Raw genomic sequence first — 23,430 nt, forward strand, 5'->3', positions numbered from 1 at the left:
TGTCATTTAGTTCAGAGGCTTCTATGCGTACTTTTGATGGACAATCTTCTACAAACTATTCTAGAACTCGACCGATGTATCCGGCAGAGCTTTATTATTGGTTATCTCAGCAAGTAAATTCTACCGGTGTCGTGTGGGATTGTGCCTGTGGTACAGGTCAAGCTTCAGTTGACCTTGCTGCCTATTTTGAGCAAGTAGAAGCTTCAGATATTAGTGAGTCTCAGGTTACGGCTGCTACACCACATCGCAAGGTTAATTATCAAGTGTGTCCTGCTGAAAAAACACACTACCCTGATAATTACTTTGATGTGGTTTGTGTGGCTCATGCGTTACATTGGTTTGACTTGAAGAAATTTTGGGAGGAGCTTCGTCGAGTATTGAAACCGGGCGGTGTTTTTGTCTGTTGGGGCTACAATTGGCTACAAGTGGGAGAGGCGGAAGATAAAGCGATTACAGAGTCTGTATTACCACTTCTTGCTCCTTATTGGCCACCCCAAAGCCGACTATTGTGGAATCAATATAATGATATTGAATTTCCGTTTGAGCTGATGGATGTGCCAACGTTTGAGTTAAATTGTCATTGGTCTGTTACACAAACGTTGGAATTTATTCGAAGCTGGTCAGCGTCTCAATTGCGTATTCAAGACAGGGGCGACGATTTTTTATTGGACGCCTCCCCGATTCTTCGAGAAGTGTGGTCAGAGCCCAATAAGAAACAACAGATACACTTACCATTTTTTGTGAAGGCTGGACGAGTGTTGTAAGTGTATTTTTTCATAAGACTAAAGTGGAATAGATTGGTCTGTCTGGCAGGTTATAGTAGTTCAGCATCCGAATAACAAATTTAACAATGGAGCGGGTTATGAAATCATTATATAGCGCAACCTCAAATGAGGCGGCAAAAAATGCCAATGTGAGTCAAGCAGAATTTGAAAAACGCTATCAAGAATCGATTGAAAACCCAGACGTGTTTTGGGGGAAAGAAGGCAAACGTTTAGATTGGTTTAAACCTTATACCAAAGTAAAAAACACGTCTTTTCAGCGTGGCGATGTCAGCATTAAATGGTTTGAAGATGGTGAGCTTAATGTGGCTTATAATTGCATTGATCGCCATTTAGCAACCTCTGCAGACAAAGTCGCCTATTACTGTGAAGGCGATACAGAGAGCAGCGATAAAGTCGCGATTACTTATCAAGTGCTACACGATGAAGTCGGTCGTTTAGCCAACCTTTTAAAACGTCAGGGTGTTAAAAAAGGCGATAGAGTCGCCATTTACATGCCTATGATACCTCAAGCCGTTTACGCCATGCTGGCATGTGCTCGAATTGGTGCGATTCATTCCGTTATTTTTGGTGGCTTTTCTGCTCATGCTATTGCCGATCGCCTGACTAACTGTGGTGTTAAGTTGGTTATTACCGCGGATGAAGGGCGTCGAGCTGGTAATACTATTCCGCTTAAACACAATGTCGATATGGCATTAGAAAACAACGCGTGTCCATCTGTTGAAACGGTCATTGTGTATCGTTATACCCAAAAAGACGTGCCTTGGTTTGACGGTCGTGATTTGGATTGGGCGACGGCTGTTAAAACCGAAAGTACAGAATGTCTAGCAGAACCTATGAACGCGGAAGACCCTCTTTTTATTCTTTATACCTCTGGGTCAACAGGTAAACCAAAAGGCGTGGTTCATACTACTGGTGGCTATTTGGTGTATGCGGCCATGACTCATGAGTTAGTGTTTGATTTGAAACCAGATGATGTGTTCTGGTGCGCGGCCGATGTTGGTTGGATTACCGGTCACAGTTACATGGTGTATGGTCCTTTAGCTAATGGTGCGACAAGCATTTTGTTTGAAGGTGTGCCGACCTATCCGGATTCAGGTCGAATTGGTCGAGTGGTGGATAAGTTTGGTGTGACCATTCTTTATACTGCACCAACAGCAATCCGAGCTTTGATGGCGAAAGGGGATGAAGCGACGCGTTCAAGTAAGCGTAATTCTTTACGTATACTGGGCAGTGTCGGCGAGCCAATTAATCCAGAAGCGTGGTCTTGGTATTATACTGAAATCGGAAACGCATCTTGTCCAGTTGTGGATACATGGTGGCAAACAGAAACCGGTGGCATGATGATGACGCCACGTATTGTGCAAGGCGATATCAAACCGGGTTCTTGTACTGGTCCTTTGTTTGGTGTGCAACCTGCGCTGGTGGATGCAGAAGGCGTGTTAAAGGATGAACAAGGTGTGCAGGTTGATGGCGGTTTGGTGATCACCGATTCTTGGCCTGGGCAGGCTCGTACTGTATACGGTGATCATGAGCGTTTTGAACAAACCTATTTTAGTACCTTTGATGGTATGTATTTTACTGGAGATGGTGCATCAAGAGACGCTGATGGTCATTATTGGATTACGGGTCGCATGGATGATGTGCTAAATGTATCCGGTCACCGTTTAGGTACAGCGGAAATTGAAAGCGCCTTAGTGGCTCACCCTTCTGTCGCAGAAGCGGCAATCGTTGGTTACCCTCATGACATCAAAGGACAGGGCATTTATGTGTATGTCAGTGCGATCGCGGGCGTGACTCCAGATGAAGCGTTGACCCAATCATTAAAGCAATTTGTTCGTCAGGAGATTGGTCCAATTGCCACGCCAGATTTGATTCAGTGGGCAAGTAAAGGACTTCCGAAAACGCGCTCTGGTAAGATCATGCGCCGTATTCTAAGGAAAATTGCCGCCAATGAACATGATCAACTTGGAGATACAAGTACATTAGCTGATCCAAGTGTGGTTGATGATTTGATCGAAAACCGTTTAAATGTGTAAGCGTTTACACATTTTAAAAGGATAGACAGTGATTACACTTGTTATCGCAGATGACCATCCTCTGTTTCGTAGTGCGCTAAGCGGTGCATTGCGAGCAGAAATGCAAGGAATTGTCATCGTCGAATCCCATGATTTGGATTCGACGTTGCAGTGCCTAAACAGTATTAATGACCTTGATTTACTATTGCTTGATTTAAATATGCCGGGCAGTGGCGAATTGTATGGGTTGATTCGAATTCGTAAGGATTTTCCTGAGGTCCCCGTCGCGGTGATCTCAGGCAGTGAAGACAGTGTCATGGTGGCGAAGGTTATTGATGCAGGTGCGTTGGGGTTTATTCCCAAAACCAGTGAGCCATCGACTTACGTGCAGGCTATTCATGCCATTTTGGCCGGCGATATTTGGCTTCCAGAAGATCTTAAATTAAAAGTGGCTAATCAACCTAAACCTGACTTATCGATGCAAAATAGAGTCGCAGAGCTGACGCCTCAGCAGTACAAGGTACTTTGTTATTTGCATGAAGGTTTATTAAATAAGCAGATTGCTTATGAATTATCAATATCTGAAGCCACAGTTAAAGCACACATCACTGCAATTTTTCGAAAACTGGAGATTAATAATAGAACTCAGGCGGTATTGATTGCCAGTGATTTGAAGTTGCAAATGATGGCTATAACAAATTAATTTTCTTTTTTAGGATTATCTTTTTCACAATGGCATGGAGGAACCGGATCCATGCCTCCCTCATGCCACGGATGACACTTAGACAATCTTTTCCCCCCAAGATAAATACCTTTTATAACCCCAAACCGTTCAATGGCTTGAATCATATATTGTGAGCAGCTGGGGTAGAAACGGCAGTTATTCCCCAATAGAGGACTGATTAAAAATTGGTAGCCTTTTACTAGAAAAATGAATGTTTTTTTTACCATAAGATTATTGTCATTTTTGTGTATGTAATAAACGCTATTTGTTACTGTAAAAGAAATATATCACAGAACCCATTTTATTATGCCAGAACAACATCTTACTCTTGATGCAATGCAGGTCGTTGCTTACCAAGGCGAGCCAGGGGCGTATTCGCATCTTGCTTGTAAACATACTTTCCCTGATTGGACGAGCATTCACTGTGCAACCTTTGTCGACGCCTTGAAAATGGTGGAACAAGGGGAGGCCTATTACGCCATGATCCCTGTTGAAAACTCCACTGCTGGACGAGTCGAAGAAATTTATCGAGAATTAAAGCGAACTCAGCTTTATGTGGTGAAGGAACATTTTGAGCCAGTTAATCATTGCTTGATTGCTCGTCACTCGATGACGTTGGATCAAATTACGCGGGTGGGTAGTCACCCTCAAGCTTTAGCGCAATGCGATACCAATATCAAGGCGTTAGGAGCGAAAAGTCAGGCTATGTACGATACCGCAGGAGCGGCTAAACACATCGCGGAGTTTGAAGAGCCTGGTTTGGCGGTTATTTCCTCTGAGTTGGCGGCTGAACTTTATGGTTTAAATGTACTGAAAACTTATTTTAATGATTCGGTGGGTAATACCACACGCTTTCTGGTCTTTGCTCGCCAGCAAAAAATGCCCGTTTATGAGGACGATCGCATTTACATTACTTCTTTTATGTTTCGCGTTCGAAATATTCCGGCCGCGCTTTATAAGGCAATGGGTGGTTTTGCCACTCAAGGCATTAATATGCTGAAACTAGAAAGTTATATGGTGAATGGTAATTTTACTGCGACCCAGTTTTATGTAGATGTTGAGGCGCATTTTCAATCTTCCGCGATGCAGGCGGCACTTGAGGAGTTACAGTTCTTTTCTGAAGAAGTGCGCATATTAGGAACCTATCTAGCAAATGATTATAGGTTGAAATAATCATGATGATGCGCTGGTTATGTGTTGTTTTTTATCTGTGTTTTGGCGTTAATGTTTGGGCTGAAGCAGATGGCTTGTCTTTCTCTATGGGAGGCGTTTCGGATTTAGATTCGTATGATGGCTTCCTTGACAGCATTCCTGTGGTGGTAACGCCATCTAAAATGGCTCAGCCAAGAGTCGATGTTTCTTCCTCTTTATCTGTGTTAGATGGCGAATTCATTCGCCGCATCAATATGCAATATGTTGAAGATCTTCTGCAGTTTGTGCCAGGTTTTTCGGTTGCTCCATATCATTCCTCTAGTCAAAAAGTCGCTTCTTATCATGGAACGCAACTGGATAAATATCGACGTATTCAGGTTCTGGTTAATGGCCGCTCGGTTTACAGTGTTGGTGTTGCGAGGGTGGAATGGGCAACCTTACCGCTAAGTATTGAAGACGTGGCTCGTGTAGAGATTAATCGAGGGCCAAACGCTGCAAGTTATGGTGTTAATTCGTTCTTTGCTGTGGTCAATATTATCACTCGATCTCCGTTAGAAACCTTGGGCGATAGTATTTCAGCTTATTCTGGGTCCCGCGGTGATTATCGGTTGTATGGACAGCATAGTGGCTTAAATGAAGATTGGAGCTATCGAGCGTCAGCCTCTACAAGTGATGTAAATGGTTTTGATGAAGATGTTGATGGCGATAAGCGTCATGACGGGCATGGCTCTACGATGGGAAATGTGTTCATTCAAAAAGAGACGGCTACGAGTTTTTTTGATTTGGACATTGGCGCCAGCAGTTTGAAGGATAAGATTGACCCATCTGAATATGAAGTAGGCTCTTTGTTAGGGGGCTATGATACGAATAACCCAATGCGCTTAATTGATCGTGAGCATATTAAACTAAGTTATAGTCAGCAGGTTTCATCCAGTCATGAAGTAAAAATACAGTATTACTACGACCAATCTGATCTAAATGAGCATCATGAAGTCTATTTAAAACGATCTTTTTACGGTGCTTTATTTAATACTCCGACCCCCTCCGTGGATGTCTATGATTCTTATGAGATTGATTTGCTGGAGACACGTCAAGATATTGAAGTTCAGAGCACGTGGGAGGCGTCTGATAAGCTACGGTTAATTTCAGCGATTGGTTACCGTTTAGATGAAGCTGACTCTGAACACTTTTTATCAGGCAAAGCGAGTGATGAAGTGTTTCGTCTTTCTTCTAATATGGAATATCGAGCTACTGATAGCTGGATTTTTAATGGCGGGGCGATGCTTGAAGATAGTCAAATGAGTGGCGCATTTTTATCGCCTAAATTGGGTGTGACTTATAAGCTGTCTGAACAAGAATCCATTCGATTTAATACGTCAAAAGCCGTACGTACCCCCGATTTGTCAGATCAACATTTTAAGTGGCACTATGTCCTGTCTAACGGTGAAGAGTCTTCAACAGTTTACGCTGATAATGGTGAAAAAGAAGAAAAAATCACCTCTTATGAGATGGGTTATTATCACTATTGGCCTGGCCGTGGCTTGTCGCTGGATGTGAAGCTCTATCATGATGCAGTAAAGGATATGGTTTTGAGCAAAAAGCTTTTTACAGCGTTGGGTCCCTCTGATAAACCCATTGAGGAAGGCGTTATAGAAGACGTGGACATAAATGGCGTTGAAGTTGAACTAGATTGGCGTTTTCGCTCTGGCGCAATTACTCGCTTCACCTATGCTTATCAAGACACTCAAACAGAGAACACTGACCTTATAAGGTCAACCACTCCGGTAATGATGTCTTTTTTTGGTAGTGTGCCATTAACGGATAAATGGTCTGCTCAAGGCTATTACTGGTATGGGAAAGCGTTGGGTGGAAACGATTATGAATTTTTGAATACTTGGTTTTCTTATAAGTTGTCATTAGGTGGGTATTCGAAAGCAACAATGGGCGTTGGAATGGAAACTCGCTTAGATGATAACGCACTTGTCTCAAGTCATAATAATTTTACGAAAGATACATTTGCTTATGTCTTTACCAATGTCACTTTCTAATTTGGATTAATAGGAACGTGAAAAGACTTTTTCTTTTTATATTTTTGTTGCTGGCTTCAGTAAATGTGCTTGCAACGATATATGTGGTGCACGATACCGAAGAGAGTTCAGTACGTTCTTTGACGTTCCAACTTTCTAAGTTGTTACCTGAAAATACTCGATTAATGCCAGTTCGTAGTGCCTTATTTATACAAAATGTTTCTTTTCTTAAAGACGATGATGTCATGGTCACTGTCGGAGCAGATAGTTTTCGTCTTGCGTGTTCTGTTGCGTCTGAGGGCGCTGTTATCGCTGTTTTTATTGGCAAAGAAGAATATCTTAATATTCAGCCGCAATGTTCAATTCCTGTCAGTGGTGTTTTTTCTGGTGCACCCTTGGATAAGCGGTTGAATATACTGGAAGCGATCTGGTTTGATAGAAAGCCGCTGGCCGTTATCTATAGTGATCACCTTTTCGTCGACGAGCAAGAAATGATGAACTTGGCGGATCAGCATGGTTTTATATTTCGGTTTCTAAAGACAGAGACAGATCGATTATCTGTTTTAAAATCAGTCAATTTTGTTCTAGAGGATTCCGAACTTATTTTTTCTTTAGTGGATACGCAGCTGTATAAAAATGGCATCGCTCAGGACATACTGAGATTACTATTCCATAAGCAAAAGGTGATCATTGGGCCTTCTTTTGCCTTTGTACGTGCGGGCTCGTTATTTGCTGTTTACTCGGACAGTGAGGCCAAGCTAAAAGCTCTGGTGGAGCGGCTTACTATGTGGGATACAAAGGGCGTTCTGCTGGAAGCAGCCTACCCTGATCAGTTAAGAGTTAGCTTTAATTCTTATCTTATTAAGTCACACGGTGTTGTATTACCGTCGTCGTCTTATTTAAAAGATAAGTACGGTCTTTGCTCCGAAACACAGTGTGAGTAGTTATTGTAAAAAGCGTTTCACTAGACTAATGAAGGGGAGTGGCTTTTCTGCGTGTAGCCAGTGGCCTGCGCCGGATATAATTTTGAAACTTGCGTTTGGAAAGCTTGCCATTATTTCAGCTTGATAATCCGCCACAATATAATCTGATTTTTCGCCTTTTATAAACAGCGTCGGTATCTCTATTGCGGTTTCAATAATGGGCTTTTTAAGAATCGTCGCGTAGTTGTCGGCAATATTGTCGACAGACAACGAAAGTGTGTGACTCTGCTCATTCCTATTGAGGCTTTTTAATAAAAACTGTCTGATAGCAAGGTTTGGCTCGTATTGACTTAATAGCGTGTCGGCTTCTTTTCTTGATGTTATTTCAGTCCCAGAAATGGCTTTTAAGCCTTCTAATATACGGGTATGGCTGGGTTGATAATCAACAGGTGCAATATCCACTACAATGAGCTTTTCTATTTGGGCTGGTATAGCCATTGCGGCCATTTGCATTGCCACTTTCCCCCCCATCGAATGCCCCAACAGATAGAATGTGTCTATATTTTTTAGCTTGGCCCAATCAAGCACAGCGTTGGCCATTTTAGGGTAAGTCGCGTCCTGCATGCTGTCTGATTTGCCATGATTAGGTAGATCGATACAATAGACGGTGAAATAATCCGCTAAAGCTTGTGCGATAGAGTGCCAGTTGTCTGCGTTGCCAAATAAGCCGTGAATGACAATAAGATTTGGCCCTGAGGAACCATATTGCTTTGCGTGTATCATAGTCACCTTATTATGCTGTAAATGAGTAAAACGGTCAGCGTATGTGGACGCTATATAACTTATATTGTATCAAGTCTTTGAAAGTTTCGTCCCTCTGAAATTAAGGTTGTTTTTTGAATGTTAGACACGTTTTTTATTAAAAATTTGAAGCAGCCGTTGCGGTTGACAGCGATAGCGGTAGATAAATTGGGTATAAAAGCTAATTGGATTACCTTGCTGGGTTTTGCTATTGGCATGATGGTGATACCCGCGTTGTACTTTGGTGACACAGCATTGGCGCTGGTTTTTGTTGTTATCAATCGGATGATGGATGGGCTGGATGGTGCAGTAGCAAGAGTACAAGGGCCGACCGATTTAGGTGGTTATTTAGATATTACATTGGATTTCATTTTTTATTCGGCGGTGATTTTTGGCTTCGCTCTTATGAACCCAATGGAAAATGCGCTGGCGGCAAGTTTTGTGATTTTTTCCTTTATGGGAACCGGCAGTAGCTTTTTGGCCTTTGCTATTATGGCTGAGAAACGAAAAATTGAGCGTTTAGAATACGGCCATAAGTCCTTATATTTCTTAGGAGGGCTGGCAGAAGGTGCAGAAACCATCGCGTTTCTTGTGTTGATTTGTTTGATACCAGCGCATTTTGTTGTGTTAGCTTATGTTTTTGGTGGGATTTGTTGGGTAACAACGGCAACCCGAATTTACGCGGGCTACCGTACGTTGAACTAGGTGGAAACTAACTTGAAATCTATGAATTGAAGGTGATCGATTGAAAGCATTTAATTAGACAGATCAGTCGAAAAAAGCGATTTCAATGTCACTTTTCACAATGGCGCAACACGCTAATAAATATCCACTTTGTACCCAAGCCAGTGGCTCGAAAGGATAACTGACATTACCCCATAAGAGCTTGATCGAACAGGACGAGCAATAGCCTTCGCGACACTGATATTCAATATGAATACCTGCCCGTTCTAGTTGTACCAATAGTGATTCCTCTTCCGTAACGAGAATCTGCTTTTTCCCTAAGAGTACTCGATGAACCACGGTGTCTTTGGTTTGTATTGTGGGGTTATAGGTCGAAGTCATCGAAGTCTGAATCATCTAAACTATTGTCAGTTTGTCCTACTAGGTAAGAACTAATTTCTGCTTCTTGTGGTGCAACCTGTACGTTATCGCTTACCAACCAAGCATTGATCCAAGGTATAGGGTTGTGCTTCGTAGAAAAATACGTCTCGAGGCCAACGGCTTGCATGCGCACATTGGTGATATATTCAACGTATTGACCTAATATTTGAGCATTAAGACCGATCATTGAACCATCTTTAAATAGGTAGGTGGCCCATTCTTTTTCCTGCTCAGCGGCTTCGACAAAGATATCTCTCATCTCTTCTTTGCACTCAGCGGCAATGATGGCCATTTCTGGATCATCTTTACCTGATGCCATAAGATTTAGCATGTGCTGTGTGCCAGTAAGATGAAGGGCTTCATCACGAGCAATCAGCTTGATGATCTTCGCGTTACCTTCCATCAATGTACGTTCAGCAAAGCCAAAACTACAGGCGAAACTCACATAAAAACGCACCGCTTCTAAAACGTTCACTGAGGCAATGGTGAGATAAAGCGCCTTTTTTAGCTTAGGCATAGAAATTTCAATATCGCCTTTTCCTGGGATATTGAATGTACCCATCCCCAGAGTGTTGTAGATACTCACCATTTCAATGAGGCGATCGTAGTATTTAGAAACACTATCAGCACGTTTGGTAATTTCTTCATTGGTGACGATGTCGTCAAAGATTTTAGTCGGATCGTTGACGATGTTACGAATAATATGAGTGTAAGAGCGGCTGTGAATAGTTTCACTAAACGACCATGTTTCGATCCATGTTTCCAATTCAGGCAGAGATACGATGGGCAATAATGCAACGTTTGGTGAACGGCCTTGTACACTGTCCAGCAAAGTTTGATATTTTAAGTTACTTAAAAAAATGTGTTGTTCGTGTTCTTCCAGTCTTTGAAAGTCTTTGCGATCTGTTGAAAGGTCGACTTCTTCAGGGCGCCAAAAGAAAGAGAGTTGTTTTTCTATTAGCTTTTCAAAAATAGGGTGCTTTTGCTGATCATAGCGAGCAACGTTGACATTTTCACCAAAGAACATAGGTTCTTTTGTACTATCGAAGTGCTTACGGTTGAACGTCGAGTAACTCATGTCTCAGGGTATTCCTCAAAAGCGTAAGACATTTTCTGTGCTGAAGATGTCTTAGTTATTAATAGATTTTAGTATTCATTTAGCGCAGTAAACGTAGCAAAGCCTCATTGGGTTGAGGCTTTGCTACGTCTGACTATTGGCTGACTAAATTTTACAAGCGCCGCCAGCGCAGTCGTCAATGTCTTCTTGTTTATCGTCCGCACCATCACGGGTATTGTGATAGTAGAGTGTTTTTACGCCAAGTTTATAAGCCGTTAATAAGTCTTTCAAAATCACCTTCATAGGAACTTTTTGTGACTCAAATTTTTGTGGGTCGTAGTTGGTGTTTGCCGAGATAGCTTGGTCAACAAACTTCTGCATAATACCAACCAATTGAAGATAGCCATCGTTTGATGGAATGGTCCACAACAACTCATAATTCTCTTTTAGGCGTTCAAACTCAGGAACGACCTGCTTCAATATGCCATCTTTGCTGGCTTTCACGGAGACAAAGCCGCGTGGTGGCTCGATACCGTTGGTTGCATTGCTAATCTGAGAGGATGTTTCAGACGGCATTAATGCTGTGAGTGTAGAGTTACGTAAACCATGTTCAACGATTTCACTACGCAAGCTTTCCCAGTCGTAAACAAGCTCAGAAGAGCAAATATTATCGATTTCTTTTTTGTAGCTATCGATTGGTAAAATACCTTTCGAGTAGGTCGTTTCGTTAAAGGCCAAGCATGGACCAAACTCTTTTGACAGCTTATTTGATGCTTTTAATAAGAAGTATTGAATGGCTTCAAACGTTTTGTGTGTCAAATCATTGGCAGAGCCATCAGAGTATTTCACACCGTTCTTCGCTAAGTAGTAAGCGTAGTTGATCACGCCTACACCAAGGGTACGGCGCAGCTCAGTGGCACGCTGCGCTGCTGGAATGGGGTAATTTTGGTAATCTAGTAAGCTGTCTAGAGCTCGTACAATAAGCTCGGCTAGCTCTTCTAATTCATCTAGGCTTTCAAGTGTTCCTAGATTGAAAGCAGATAAGGTACAAAGTGCAATTTCGCCTTCTGGATCGTCAATGCTGTTTAATGGCTTGGTTGGTAGCGCAATTTCCAAACACAAGTTACTTTGCTTAACAGGCGCTACTTTTGGATCGAATGGGCTGTGAGTATTGCAGTGATCCACATTCTGTAGGTAAATACGGCCGGTACTGGCACGTTCAGAAGCAAACAAGGTGAACAACTCTGTCGCCTTGATGGTTTGCTTGCGAATCGATGGGTCTTGCTCATACAGGTTGTATAGGCGATCAAATTCTTCTTGGTCTGCGAAGAACGCGTCGTATAAACCAGGTACATCGGATGGGCTGAATAACGTGATGTTGCCGCCTTTAATCAAGCGTTGGTACATCAGGCGGTTAAACTGCACACCGTAGTCTAGGTGGCGCACACGGTTCTCTTCAACGCCGCGGTTGTTTTTTAGCACCAATAGGCTTTCAACTTCTAAGTGCCAAATTGGGTAGAACACAGTCGCTGCCCCGCCACGAACACCACCTTGAGAGCAGCTTTTTACCGCTGTTTGGAAGTGTTTGTAAAATGGGATGCAACCCGTATGGAAAGCTTCGCCGCCACGAATAGGGCTACCAAGCGCTCGAATTGCACCGGCGTTCACACCGATTCCTGCGCGTTGGCTAACGTATTTTACGATGGCGCTTGAGGTTGCATTGATTGAATCTAGAGAGTCGCCACATTCAATCAATACACAGCTGCTGAATTGACGAGTCGGTGTACGGATGCCAGACATAATAGGCGTTGGCAACGAAATTTTGAACTTAGAAACTGCATCGTAAAAACGACGGATCAAGTTCAAACGCTCATTTTTAGCGTAACCGGCAAATAAACAAGCGCCGACAAGGATGTATATAAACTGAGGGCTCTCGTATATTTTACCCGTGACGCGATTTTGTACTAAATATTTGCCTTCGAGCTGTTTAACGGCCGCATAAGAAAAGTCCATATCACGTGAGTGATCAATGAATGCGTTCAGTTGGTCGAAGTCTTCTTCGGTGTAATCTTCTAATAAATGCGAATCATAACGTTTTTGCTGCACTAGATTTTTTACGTGTGTATAAAGGTGTGGTGGCTCAAAGTCACCAAAGGCCTTTTTACGTAAATGGAAGATGGCTAAGCGCGCCGCTAGATACTGATAGTCAGGCGTGTTTTCAGAAATCAAATCTGCAGCAGACTTGATTAATGTTTCGTGGATATCTGTTGTTCGAATTCCTTCAAAAAACTGAATTTGTGCTTTTAATTCCACTTGGGAAACGGAGACGTTGTCTAATCCTTCGGCGGCCCACGTTATGACTTTATGAATCTTTTCAAGATTGATTTTTTCGGTCGTCCCGTTACGCTTAGTAACTGTGAGAGTGCTCATGCCTTAACTTCCCATTAGTGCATTATAAAAAGAGGTGATTTACTCTATATAGTGTGTGTGTTTCGAATAAAACACTATATGTAGTACTTCATTGATAATCTGTAACGAACAATAGTGCTCATTTAATGTAAAATCAAGGCTTGAAAAATGCGCTAAAATAATAAACAAAGAATGCCTAAGTGGTCACTTACTTTGCTTGCCAGAAGAAGCGTAAACTTGGCGATTGGCAAGATTATAAACATTATTTTCATCTATTTTTTCATGAGAAAAACTCACCTAATCGAACGCACGAAAAGCGATCAACTTTAAAGCGTCAGCACCATTTTTACCGAAGCGACTAAGCTAAATAAAAACACTTGATGAATTAGATAGATAGGTAAAGCGTAGCGGCCCATAAAGGCCAGAACATGGGTGATAGCGTGTTCTGGTGTGGGGCACTTATGCCAATTCAGATAACCTAAAAGAGGGCCGATTAAAACAACGCCGATCCATGGGAAAGGGAAGACAATATCGAGAGTCCTTTTTGGTAGGGCGATATAGTCCGTTATTGTAGAGAAGGCATTTGGGAAGAAGAGCCAGTCAGTAGACTGATAAATAAACGTAATTGCTGCCCCCAGTAGGGCACAGCACAGTGGCCACCTAGCAATAGGTCTGATTAGTAATGAGGCCACAAAGATAAAATGCAGAATGCCGAAGTAAATCCATTGGTTTGGCATGGCAAAATAGGTTGCCAGCGAAATGGCTCCAGCAGAAATAAACAGTTTGAGATCGCGTTTCCAAAATGATGGACGCTTGGTTTTGGTTAGTGTGATGTAAGTAGACCAACCAATCGCGGTAAGAAATAATGTGAGTATCAGGCTGCGAAAATGAACCCAAAAAGGATCATAAACTGAAAACTCGATGAAACCAAAATTTTGCAAATCCCAGAAGAAATGAAAAATGATCATTAACAATACGGCTGAGCCGCGGTAAACGTCTAAAAACGCACTGCGTTTTATTGGCTTAGAAACGAAAGGGGTTTGCATTGAAGTCCAAGGTGAATAATGTAATGGAAGTTCGGCCATCATACCGATACTCATTTTCTAGCTCAAGCCTGCAGCTTAGTGTGCCGTTGCTTAAGTTGAATTTGCCATGGGAACGAGAAAGCCTAAATATGTTTGGGCGCGATGTATTGGTGCCAAGGCAGGTCGCATTTATTGCCGACGATGGCGTATGTTATCGCTATTCAGGTAAGGATCATCATGGTAGAGGTTGGCCTGATTGGCTATTGCTTGCAAAAAAAGAAGCCGAGAAACTGGCTGATCAATCTTTTAACTCTGTACTACTGAACTGGTATCAACATGGCGAAGAATATATGGGGTGGCATTCAGATGATGAGAAACAGCTAGGCCCAGCGCCAGTTGTGGCTATGTTAAGTTTTGGTGTGAAGCGACCCTTTGTATTTCGTTTAAAGGAAAATCATAAGGTTAAACACAGTGTGGAGGTAGAAGACGGAAGCTGGCTAATCATGTCCTCTTCTACGCAAGTACTATGGCAACACTCGTTGCCTGTAAGAAAGAAAATTAAAGAGGAGCGAATCAGTTTAACGTTTCGCCTCCTACTTTAATGATCCACTGGGATATTTCATGTATGCGGTGCGTTTAATTTAAGGCGCTTTGCGGACTCTAATCCATTGATCGCTGTCTAGTATAAAACAAATTCGATCATGAAGGCGGCTTGGTCGGCCTTGCCAAAACTCAATAAACTTAGGCTTCAGTACATAGCCCCCCCAATTTTCTGGGCAAGGTACGTCTTGCTCGTTGAAGGCTTGTTCTTCTGCATTAAACGCTTTTTGTAACACGTCCCGATTTTCGATGACGGCGCTTTGTTTTGAGGTTCGAGCGGCGAGTTGGCTGCCGCGCGGACGACTGGAAAAATAGGTTTCAGATATCTCCCGAGAGACTTTTTCTATGGTGCCTTCGACACGAATTTGGCGAGAGAGTGCTGGCCAGAAAAAAGTCATGCAGGCTTTGTTGTTGTGGGCCAGCTGTTGTGCTTTTTCACTGTCGTAGTTAGTGAAAAAAGAAAAGCCGAATTCGTTTCTTTGCTTTAATAAAACCACACGAGAATGAGGCCAACCATCGGCATCGACTGAGCTAAACACCATCGCGGTAGGGTCGTCAGGACAAACCTCAATGGCTTTTTCGAGCCAAGTATCAAATAGAGCAAGTGGATCGTTGCCAGATTGCTCTTCTAGAAGATCGTCGAATTGATAGTCACGACGAATAGAGTGAAGGTCTCTGTTCATGATTAAACTCGGTAAGTTGTTGTGGTCATGACTTTGGATACTTGGGTCATGATGGTCATAATCGGTCTTGGAAACTCGTAACCGCCAGCCTCTAGTGCCATGGCTTTATGCTTAGCTTCATCGACGTGCATTTGTGTCAATATTGCTTTGCTTTTTTCATCCAGCGACGGCAGTGTCGCCATGTGTTGTTGAAGGTGAATGCAGACCTGATCTTCAGTGGCGGCAACAAAGCCTAAACTTAATTTATCACTAATGAGTCCAGCCCCAGCACCAATCACAAATGACGCCCCATAAAATAAAGGGTTAAAAATACTGGGTTTGCTACCAAGCTCATACAGACGTTGTTCACACCAAACAAGGTGATCTATTTCTTCGTCAGCCGCATGTTCCATTTCTTTGCGCACTGTGGCTAGTTTTGCCGTGGTCGCTTGTCCTGCGTAGAGTGCTTGAGCGCACACTTCACCAGTATGATTAATTCGCATTAGGCCAGATGAATGCTTACGTTCATCCTGATTCAGTTCCGCTTCATCAACGTGATTAGCAGGAGAAAGTCGTCTCGCCTGTGCTGCGTGTGGAACCAGTGTTTGCAGTGCGCGGTCAAAATGTAATACGGCTTTGTCTAGAAAAGAGATCATTTCACTTCCTCTTAATTAACCTGGAGGCCATGTCATTACCCGGCCACCTAATACATGCATGTGAATATGGTAGACAGTTTGTCCGCCCATTTCGTTGCAGTTCATCGCAACACGATAGCCGGCGTCACTGATGCCTTTTTGTTTCGCAATTTTTGCTGCGGTAATCTGTAGCTTACCAACGACAGGCGCATCGTCATCTGTTAAATCGTTTAGCGTACTAATATGACGCTTAGGAATGACCAGGAAATGGCTTGGTGCTTGCGGCATAATATCTTCGAAGGCAATGACATCATCGTCTTCGTATAAAATTTTTGCTGGAATGTCGCCACTCACTATTTTGCAAAATAAACAGTCCATATCGTCTCCTTTCGTTTGTATTATTCAAGGTTAGTGGTTTCGCTTCAAGGTGTTTTGCGCAAAGGCTTGATCCGAGACAATGATGCGTTCTTTAACCTGTCCCCTTTCTGTATTAAGCGCAAAAGCATTTGTTCAAGCTGGCTTTCTAATTCAGAGCAAGCTAGCAATTCATTAAAGCCAAGTTTTTTTGCATAATCGAGCGACATTTTAACATTGTTGCTGATCAGTAGGCACTGATCTTCATGGCGCATTAAAGGAATAAGTCTTTGTTGGGTGATATGGGGAATGTGACCACCGTTATCAAATACCAAAATAATGGAACCAGCTTCTCTTTTTTCAGGCAGTCCCAAGTGCTCTAATAAACTTTCTAGGGTAACGAAATGCTCTATTCGGTTGGCGTGGCTCTGTAGGAGCGTAAGGGCTTTTTGTAGGTCATTGTCTTCTTGACCAAATAGTATGATATCAAGTTGATTTTGTTGAATGAAATGGTTGTTTAAGGGGCGAATGTGCACGCGAATAGGTAATTGAATGTTTATGCTGCGCGTAAGGTCTCCTTCAGATAAATGCATTTCTCCCTTTAGATGCTGTATTAGGTGTGTGATGTAGTGCATTCCAAGATCGAAGCTTGTGGTGTTCGCGTACACTCGCGCAGGAAGCGGGTAGCAACTGAGTTCTAATAAAGTAATACCCTCTCTATTTACGTCGTGACGTGTAATGTTGATGGTGAGGGTTTGGTCTGTGAAATGTTTGAATTCTTGTGCGAGGCTTTCAATTAGGTGCTGCAAAATAGGGGCGTTGTGTAAAATTTCAACTTGATCTGTCTTGTATGTATTTAGGTCTATTAGCGTGTTGTCTTGGTCTAAGCGTTGAACATTGTTATAAGCATTGTCTATTAACTGACTTAGTAATAATGGCGCGGCTTGCTCGGGTGGAGTACTTTCTTTTATATCATTTAATAGCTCAATTCGTTCTATCAGATTTTTTAGGTTGTTATTTGCGGTCATGCTGCTGTTAAGAAAAAGCTTGGTGTCGTTGGATGCCGCTGCTTGTTCAAGATGAGAAAGCCCGCCTCCAATAATATTGATTTGACGGCGTAGGCGACTAGAAAGATCCGACAAAAGATCTGTCATTTCTGTTTGTGAGTGTTTTGTTTTTTTTGCGCGTCTTTGTAGTGATGGTGTTGTTTGCGCAATCATACCGGTGAAATGAATCATGGCTTCGATAATGATGGTAACGGTTAAGCCCCATTGAAATAATGTCGCGCTTGGAATGATGCCATAGACTGACATGAGCCAAGCAAAATGACCTGTAAGTAGTGTCAGTCGAGCCACCAGATAATACCCAGAAAAGGGGACGTTTTTGATGAAGGCAACAATGGCGTGTACGGTTAGCATGATAAGTGTGCTTACGATCAAAAAAGAGAGGGCCATGACATTTAGTTTTTCTGGTGAAATAGTAAAAATAATGGCGAATAAAGCCGCTATAGCACCGATAGCGATTAATACCTTATCCATTTTTGGTAGATGTTCTTTGGTGTCAAGATAAAGTCTGGAAAAGAAGGCAATCGCGCATAAGCAGGACAGTGCTGCTAAGTTGTATATCCGTTCTTGGACATTGATTTGATTAGGAAACAGTTGTGACACTTGATCGTGAAGGGTTAGGTGTAAAGTAGCGATACCAATCAAAAACACACCATATATAAGATACATAGAGCGTGATGTTTTTAAGAAAAAGAACACATTGCAAACAAATAACGCCAGTAATATTCCAATTAAAATTCCAGTGAAAGTCAGATTTTTTTGATTATCTAGACTCATATTCGAGAGTGTTTTTAATTCTATTTCAGCATTAATGGGCAAATGGGATGATAGCCTTAGATACAAGGTGAAAACTGGCGGTGTGTTGGTTGGAATAGGAAAAACATAATTTGGTGTTTGGATTTTTCTATTCTTATAAGGTCGTGCGCCACCGAGTTCGGCTTGGACCTGATTTTCGTATAAATTAGGCAGATAAATGTCTAGATATTGTAGCCGAGGAGAATTTACTTCCAGTAATACCGGTGTATTACTGGTGGTTCGTATCGCAATATCTGTACGAATCCAAATATTTCCCTTTACCAATCCAAACTGCAAATAATCACGATTTATTGGACGAAATCGCTTGGCGTACTCGTCAGAGGTAATGTCACTAAAAGAAAGGGTTTGAGCGTTATCAATAAAATAAGAGCCACTGTGGCCAATATTGAAAGCACTGTTTGTGTCATCAATAATGGCAATGGTGTTTGCGCTCCATACTGTGTTGGAGATGCAGAGAAAAAATAGTAAAATCAATCGATAAAGCAAAACACTAGCCCAGACTTATTATATAAAGGCTATCATTATTAACTAGATAGGGGATCGAATGCTATATCCAATTTTGGTGGAGTATTATGTTTGGTTTAGCTTGCTGCTGTTAGGCGTTACTTGGTTCGCAAGACAAGCGAAGTCGACAACGCGCACGAACCTCATGTATGGCTATGGAATGATTGCGGTACTGGGGTTTTTATTGGGTCTGGATTGGGTTGCCGGTATTATCTTTGGATTGATAGTGTTGGAAGCGGGGCGTGTGTTTAAAGCCTGGCTGGACAAAAAAGAATCCCAGTTGAAAAAATAACTCTAATGAAAGTATTAGATGAAAAAAAGGCCTCAATTGAGGCCTTTTTACTATAGAGTGCAATGATCTACGTCGGGACTATTTCTGCTCGCGAGCAATGGCGCGATGGCCAATGTCTGTGCGGAAATACATCTTGTTCCAAGAAATCTTATTAACAACGTCGTATGCACCTGCTTGCGCTTCTGCCACGGTATTGCCAAGTGAAACAGCGCAAAGCACACGGCCGCCGTTTGTCACAACGCTACCGTCTTTTATTGCCGTACCCGCTTGAAAGACTTTTTGATGGGCCGGTAGTGCAGCATCATAACCTGTGATGACATCGCCTTTTGGGTAGTCAGCAGGATAACCGCCAGCCGCAAGAACTACGCCTAAGCTTGCGCGAGGGTCCCAATCGGCTTTGACCGTGTCTAATTTGCCATTGATCGCCGCCAAACACATTTGAGCCAAATCAGAACGCAAACGCATCATGATAGGTTGTGTTTCTGGGTCACCGAAACGACAGTTGTATTCCAGTGTCTTTGGTGTGCCATCGGCTGCGATCATCACACCAGCGTATAAGAAACCACGGTAGCGATTGCCTTCCGCGTTCATGCCTTTTACCGTTGGCATAATCACTTCGTTCATGATTCGATCATGAATTTCTGGTGTAACAACCGGAGCAGGAGAGTAAGCACCCATGCCGCCAGTGTTTGGCCCTAAATCGCCATTGTCGCGCGCTTTATGATCTTGGCTGGTGGCCATTGGTAGAACCGTTTCGCCATCTACCATGCAAATAAAGCTGGCTTCTTCGCCGGTTAAAAACTCTTCGATAACCACGCGGTTACCTGCATCGCCAAAAGAATTGCCTTGCAGCATGTCTTCAACGGCTTCGATTGCTTCAGCTTCTGTTTGCGCTAAAATAACGCCTTTACCAGCGGCTAAACCATCGGCTTTAACAACAATTGGAGCACCTTGCTGTTTGATATAAGCCACAGCAGGAGCGACTTCAGTGAAGTTGCCGTATGCCGCTGTTGGAATGTTGTGACGTGCTAAGAAGTCTTTGGTGAAGGCTTTAGAGCCTTCTAGTTGTGCTGCGGCAGCGGTTGGACCAAAGATTGCCAACCCTTCTTTCTCAAACGCATCGACAACACCGATAACCAACGGTGCTTCAGGGCCAACGATGGTTAGATCAATGGCTTCTTTTTTGGCAAATGCCACGAGCGCGTCGATGTCGGTTACACCGATATTGACGTTTTCCACTTTGTTTTCCATTGCTGAACCAGCATTGCCTGGTGCAACAAAAATCTTTTCTACTTGGCTTGATTCTGCCGTCTTCCATGCCAAAGCATGTTCACGACCGCCATTACCAATAATAAGAACTTTCATGATCTGTTCATCCTTCATGGTCAATATTTTAGACGTTATCAATAACGACGTTATTAGTGGCGGAAATGACGCATACCAGTGAAGACCATCGCCATGCCAGCTTCATCAGCGGCCGCAATGACCTCGGCGTCACGCATGGAGCCACCAGGCTGGATTACAGCAGTAATGCCAGCTTGTGCTGCTGCGTCGATGCCGTCGCGGAATGGGAAGAACGCATCAGAGGCCATAACAGAGCCAACAACTTCTAGGTTTTCATCCGCGGCTTTAATGCCTGCGATTTTTGCGCTGTAAACGCGGCTCATTTGGCCTGCGCCTACACCGATTGTTTGTTCTGCTTTTGCGTAAACAATGGCGTTAGACTTAACGAATTTAGCCACTTTCCAGGCGAACAAGAGATCCTTTAGTTCTTCGGTGCTTGGTTGGCGTTTTGATACAACTTTAAGGTCGTCTAGTGTGATGGTGCCGTCGTCACGGTCTTGAACTAACAAGCCGCCATTAACTCGTTTGTAATCCAGCGCCGTAGATTTGTTTGCTGACCATTGGCCGCACTCAAGTAAGCGAACGTTTTGTTTTGCAGCCACGATGTCTGCGGCTTCTTTGCTAACGCTTGGCGCAATGATAACTTCAACAAATTGACGGTCAACAATGGCTTGCGCTGTTTTTGCATCCAATTCTCGGTTGAAGGCAATGATGCCGCCAAATGCAGACGTTGGGTCTGTTTGGAAAGCAAGATCGTACGCTTCAAATTGAGACGCGGCCGTTGCAACACCGCAAGGGTTGGCGTGCTTAACGATCACACAGGCTGGCTTGTCGAAGCTTTTTACGCACTCAAGTGCGGCGTCAGTGTCAGCGATGTTGTTGTAAGACAGCGCTTTACCTTGAATTTGTTTCGCGGTGCTGATGGAAGCTTCTTTTGGGTTGGCTTCAACATAGAAAGCGGCTTTTTGATGAGGGTTTTCACCATAGCGCATTTCTTCTTGTTTGTTGAATTGCAAATTGAATGTACGAGCGAAATCTTCGCTGCCACCTTCGACTTTTTTGCCTAGAAAGTTGGCAATCGCGCCGTCGTAATGAGATGTGTGCTCGAAGGCTTGTACGGCAAGATCAAAACGTTGATCGTAAGTAAGGCCGCCATCCGCTTTTAACGAGGCGAGTAAACTGTCATAGCTTGTTGGTGAAACAACGATAGCTACGTCTTTATGGTTTTTCGCCGCAGAGCGAACCATAGTAGGGCCGCCGATGTCGATGTTTTCAATCGCCATTGGAAGATCACAATCTGGGCGTTCAATGGTGGCTTCAAATGGATATAGGTTAACCACAACCATATCAATTTCTTCAATGCCATGTTCTTTCATGACGGCGCCGTCGATGTCACGACGACCAAGAATGCCACCGTGGACTTTTGGATGTAGTGTTTTTACGCGGCCATCCATCATTTCTGGGAAGCCTGTGTAGTCAGAAACTTCCGTTGCTTTAACATTGTTATCCAGTAAAAGACGGTAAGTGCCGCCAGTAGAAAGGATTTCAACGCCTTGAGCGGTTAGTTCACGCGCGAATTCGACAATGCCTGTTTTGTCGGAAACACTGATTAACGCTCGCTTGATTGGAGTCACTGCTTTTTGATTTGCCATCATGGTTCTCACAATTAATTAACACTAAATAAACAAGGGGAAGGTAATACGAAAAAAAGGGCGAATTCGCCCTTTTTTCTTTGTACTTATAGCATGCCGTATTGCTTCAACTTCTTGCGAAGTGTTCCTCGGTTTAAACCGAGGATAGTGGATGCTTTTGTTTGGTTATCCTTTGTGTAGTTCATGACAGACTCTAGCAAAGGCGCCTCAACCTCCGCTAAGACTAACTGATATAAGTCTGTTATTGGCTGCCCATCAAGATGAGCGAAATAGTTTTGCAATGCTTTTTCAACGTTGTCACGTAGTGTTTGTGACTGCTCTGAAGAAGCGGCTTGAAACGTATGAGTATGAGTTTGTTCTACCACAGAATGACCTTCTATTTTTAAAGCTAACCATTTATTAATGTGCATTGATCATCATAGAGAAGAGGGATCTAAGTCTTCATTTTTGATGGTCAGTACATTAAGTGTAAGGTTCGTTTGTCTACAGACAAACAAAGAACTCTTCCAATTTATCAATCTGCTCTTGCGTATTATCAATACGATTAAACAGGCTGCGAAATTGTGTTTTATCCGCTAACGTTTGCAAGTACCAACCAACATGCTTGCGAGCAATGCGCACACCTAAATAATCACCATAAAATTGGTGTAAAGCGTTTACATGGTTGATAACAAGCTGTCTTACCTCAGATAAAGACGGAGGTGCTAACAATTCATTTGTTTCTAAATAGTGATTTATTTCACGAAAGATCCACGGCCTACCCTGAGCAGCGCGTCCGATCATTATACCGTCTGCGTTTGTGTAATCTTTCACAAATTTTGCTGATTCAGGGTCTTTGATATCCCCATTAGCAAAAATAGGAATGCTCAAGTGCTGTTTGATCTCAGCAATTGTGTCGTATTCAGCCGTTCCCTGAAATTTACATTCTCGCGTTCTTCCATGAATGGCTAATGCTTGAATGCCAATGTCTTCCGCCATTTTTGCAATCGTCAGACCGTTTTTTTGATCTAGACTCCAGCCAGTGCGAATTTTTAGCGTGACGGGAACGCTGACACTATTTACAACAGATTCCAGTATTTCACGAACAAGAGCTTCATCTTTAAGCAGCGCAGAGCCAGCGGCTTTATTGCATACTTTTTTGGCGGGGCAGCCCATGTTGATATCAATGATTTGCGCACCTAGCTCGACATTTTGTTGAGCGGCTTCAGCCATCATTTTTGGGTCGCCACCAGCAATTTGAACGGATCTCGGCGAGACTTCCGCATCGTGAATTAAACGATGGCGGCTTTTTGTCGAGTTCCACAGGCGAACATCAGACGTGACCATTTCTGATACGACTAGACCTGCGCCTTGATCATGGCAAAGTCGGCGAAAAGGCAAATCTGTTACGCCAGCCATTGGGGCAAGGATAACGGGTTTGTCAACGCAATACGGGCCAATAGCAAATGCCATGATGTTCCTGAATACTGGATTGAATGTTAAAGA

The 23,430-nt window shown here is 43.0% G+C and carries 23 protein-coding genes; 9 read left to right on the forward strand and 14 right to left on the reverse strand.

The window, feature by feature from the left end; all coding sequences use genetic code 11:
• Positions 1-23 precede the first annotated feature (23 nt).
• The 3 genes from MP3633_RS05915 to MP3633_RS05925 all read left to right on the forward strand — a co-directional run bounded on the left by MP3633_RS05915 (position 24) and on the right by MP3633_RS05925 (position 3,503).
• Positions 24-764 carry a class I SAM-dependent methyltransferase gene (locus MP3633_RS05915; protein ID WP_176334855.1) on the forward strand — a complete coding sequence of 247 codons (741 nt, stop codon included), beginning with the start codon at positions 24-26 and terminating at the stop codon, positions 762-764.
• 98 nt (positions 765-862) lie between these two features.
• Complete coding sequence (gene acs, locus MP3633_RS05920) at positions 863-2,821, forward strand: acetate--CoA ligase (protein ID WP_176334856.1); 1,959 nt, start codon at positions 863-865, stop codon at positions 2,819-2,821.
• Between the two features lie 28 nt (positions 2,822-2,849).
• Positions 2,850-3,503: a LuxR C-terminal-related transcriptional regulator gene (locus MP3633_RS05925; protein ID WP_176334857.1), complete on the forward strand. Its 654-nt coding sequence runs from the start codon at positions 2,850-2,852 to the stop codon at positions 3,501-3,503.
• Here MP3633_RS05925 and yidD read toward each other — a convergent pair.
• Entirely contained in the window at positions 3,500-3,751 is a 252-nt protein-coding gene (yidD, locus tag MP3633_RS05930; protein ID WP_112139936.1) for a membrane protein insertion efficiency factor YidD, read from the reverse strand. The two genes, MP3633_RS05925 and yidD, sit on opposite strands and share 4 nt — an antisense overlap.
• A gap of 79 nt (positions 3,752-3,830) precedes the next feature.
• Between yidD and MP3633_RS05935 the strand changes: the two genes are divergently transcribed.
• The 3 genes from MP3633_RS05935 to MP3633_RS05945 are packed head-to-tail and all read left to right on the forward strand — an operon-like array spanning position 3,831 to position 7,647.
• Entirely contained in the window at positions 3,831-4,697 is an 867-nt protein-coding gene (locus MP3633_RS05935) for a prephenate dehydratase (RefSeq protein ID WP_112139935.1), read from the forward strand.
• Positions 4,698-4,699: 2 nt separating this feature from the next.
• The gene (locus MP3633_RS05940; RefSeq protein ID WP_176334858.1) at positions 4,700-6,724 is read left to right on the forward strand and encodes a TonB-dependent receptor plug domain-containing protein; all 2,025 of its coding nucleotides are present in this window, start codon (positions 4,700-4,702) and stop codon (positions 6,722-6,724) included.
• Between the two features lie 17 nt (positions 6,725-6,741).
• Positions 6,742-7,647: a hypothetical protein gene (locus MP3633_RS05945; RefSeq protein ID WP_244959870.1), complete on the forward strand. Its 906-nt coding sequence runs from the start codon at positions 6,742-6,744 to the stop codon at positions 7,645-7,647.
• Here the strand turns inward: MP3633_RS05945 and MP3633_RS05950 are convergent, their stop codons facing one another.
• Positions 7,648-8,409 (reverse strand): alpha/beta fold hydrolase, encoded by a 762-nt coding sequence (locus tag MP3633_RS05950; RefSeq protein ID WP_176334859.1) that lies wholly within the window; start codon positions 8,407-8,409, stop codon positions 7,648-7,650.
• Positions 8,410-8,526: 117 nt separating this feature from the next.
• Between MP3633_RS05950 and MP3633_RS05955 the strand changes: the two genes are divergently transcribed.
• The gene (locus tag MP3633_RS05955; RefSeq protein ID WP_176334860.1) at positions 8,527-9,132 is read left to right on the forward strand and encodes a CDP-alcohol phosphatidyltransferase family protein; all 606 of its coding nucleotides are present in this window, start codon (positions 8,527-8,529) and stop codon (positions 9,130-9,132) included.
• Between the two features lie 63 nt (positions 9,133-9,195).
• Here the strand turns inward: MP3633_RS05955 and yfaE are convergent, their stop codons facing one another.
• The 4 genes from yfaE to MP3633_RS05975 all read right to left on the reverse strand — a co-directional run bounded on the left by yfaE (position 9,196) and on the right by MP3633_RS05975 (position 14,085).
• The gene (gene yfaE / locus MP3633_RS05960; protein ID WP_112139926.1) at positions 9,196-9,492 is read right to left on the reverse strand and encodes a class I ribonucleotide reductase maintenance protein YfaE; all 297 of its coding nucleotides are present in this window, start codon (positions 9,490-9,492) and stop codon (positions 9,196-9,198) included.
• Positions 9,476-10,609 (reverse strand): class Ia ribonucleoside-diphosphate reductase subunit beta, encoded by a 1,134-nt coding sequence (nrdB, locus tag MP3633_RS05965; protein ID WP_176334861.1) that lies wholly within the window; start codon positions 10,607-10,609, stop codon positions 9,476-9,478. Before nrdB ends, yfaE begins: the two co-directional genes overlap by 17 nt.
• Positions 10,610-10,753: 144 nt before the next feature.
• Positions 10,754-13,018, reverse strand: a complete 2,265-nt coding sequence (gene nrdA, locus MP3633_RS05970) for a class 1a ribonucleoside-diphosphate reductase subunit alpha (RefSeq protein WP_176334862.1) — start codon at positions 13,016-13,018, stop codon at positions 10,754-10,756.
• Positions 13,019-13,323: 305 nt separating this feature from the next.
• Complete coding sequence (locus tag MP3633_RS05975; RefSeq protein ID WP_244959872.1) at positions 13,324-14,085, reverse strand: heparan-alpha-glucosaminide N-acetyltransferase; 762 nt, start codon at positions 14,083-14,085, stop codon at positions 13,324-13,326.
• Between MP3633_RS05975 and MP3633_RS05980 the strand changes: the two genes are divergently transcribed.
• A complete protein-coding gene (locus MP3633_RS05980; RefSeq protein ID WP_176334863.1) occupies positions 14,067-14,624 on the forward strand; it encodes an alpha-ketoglutarate-dependent dioxygenase AlkB family protein in 558 nt (185 codons plus the stop codon). The genes MP3633_RS05975 and MP3633_RS05980 overlap by 19 nt on opposite strands.
• Positions 14,625-14,663: 39 nt before the next feature.
• On the opposite strand, the gene pdxH is transcribed toward MP3633_RS05980, so the two are convergent.
• The 4 genes from pdxH to MP3633_RS06000 are packed head-to-tail and all read right to left on the reverse strand — an operon-like array spanning position 14,664 to position 18,639.
• Complete coding sequence (pdxH, locus tag MP3633_RS05985; protein ID WP_176334864.1) at positions 14,664-15,305, reverse strand: pyridoxamine 5'-phosphate oxidase; 642 nt, start codon at positions 15,303-15,305, stop codon at positions 14,664-14,666.
• A gap of 2 nt (positions 15,306-15,307) precedes the next feature.
• Positions 15,308-15,940, reverse strand: coding sequence for a 2-polyprenyl-3-methyl-6-methoxy-1,4-benzoquinone monooxygenase (gene coq7 / locus MP3633_RS05990; RefSeq protein ID WP_176334865.1), 633 nt, complete (start codon positions 15,938-15,940; stop codon positions 15,308-15,310).
• 15 nt (positions 15,941-15,955) lie between these two features.
• On the reverse strand, positions 15,956-16,297 hold the full coding sequence (locus MP3633_RS05995) for a histidine triad nucleotide-binding protein (RefSeq protein WP_176334866.1): 342 nt from the start codon (positions 16,295-16,297) through the stop codon (positions 15,956-15,958).
• A gap of 44 nt (positions 16,298-16,341) precedes the next feature.
• Positions 16,342-18,639, reverse strand: coding sequence for a 7TMR-DISM family protein (locus MP3633_RS06000; RefSeq protein WP_176334867.1), 2,298 nt, complete (start codon positions 18,637-18,639; stop codon positions 16,342-16,344).
• Between the two features lie 58 nt (positions 18,640-18,697).
• Here MP3633_RS06000 and MP3633_RS06005 point away from each other — a divergent pair, with 58 nt between their 5' ends.
• Entirely contained in the window at positions 18,698-18,949 is a 252-nt protein-coding gene (locus tag MP3633_RS06005; RefSeq protein ID WP_112139912.1) for a hypothetical protein, read from the forward strand.
• Between the two features lie 78 nt (positions 18,950-19,027).
• On the opposite strand, the gene purD is transcribed toward MP3633_RS06005, so the two are convergent.
• The 4 genes from purD to dusB all read right to left on the reverse strand — a co-directional run bounded on the left by purD (position 19,028) and on the right by dusB (position 23,397).
• The gene (gene purD / locus MP3633_RS06010; protein WP_176334868.1) at positions 19,028-20,314 is read right to left on the reverse strand and encodes a phosphoribosylamine--glycine ligase; all 1,287 of its coding nucleotides are present in this window, start codon (positions 20,312-20,314) and stop codon (positions 19,028-19,030) included.
• A 53-nt stretch (positions 20,315-20,367) separates the two neighbouring features.
• On the reverse strand, positions 20,368-21,945 hold the full coding sequence (purH, locus tag MP3633_RS06015) for a bifunctional phosphoribosylaminoimidazolecarboxamide formyltransferase/IMP cyclohydrolase (protein WP_176336749.1): 1,578 nt from the start codon (positions 21,943-21,945) through the stop codon (positions 20,368-20,370).
• 86 nt (positions 21,946-22,031) lie between these two features.
• Positions 22,032-22,310, reverse strand: coding sequence for a DNA-binding transcriptional regulator Fis (gene fis, locus MP3633_RS06020; protein ID WP_112141709.1), 279 nt, complete (start codon positions 22,308-22,310; stop codon positions 22,032-22,034).
• Between the two features lie 118 nt (positions 22,311-22,428).
• Positions 22,429-23,397, reverse strand: a complete 969-nt coding sequence (gene dusB, locus MP3633_RS06025; RefSeq protein WP_217909057.1) for a tRNA dihydrouridine synthase DusB — start codon at positions 23,395-23,397, stop codon at positions 22,429-22,431.
• Positions 23,398-23,430 lie beyond the last annotated feature (33 nt).

The organism is Marinomonas primoryensis (genome assembly GCF_013372285.1).
Lineage (GTDB): Bacteria > Pseudomonadota > Gammaproteobacteria > Pseudomonadales > Marinomonadaceae > Marinomonas > Marinomonas primoryensis.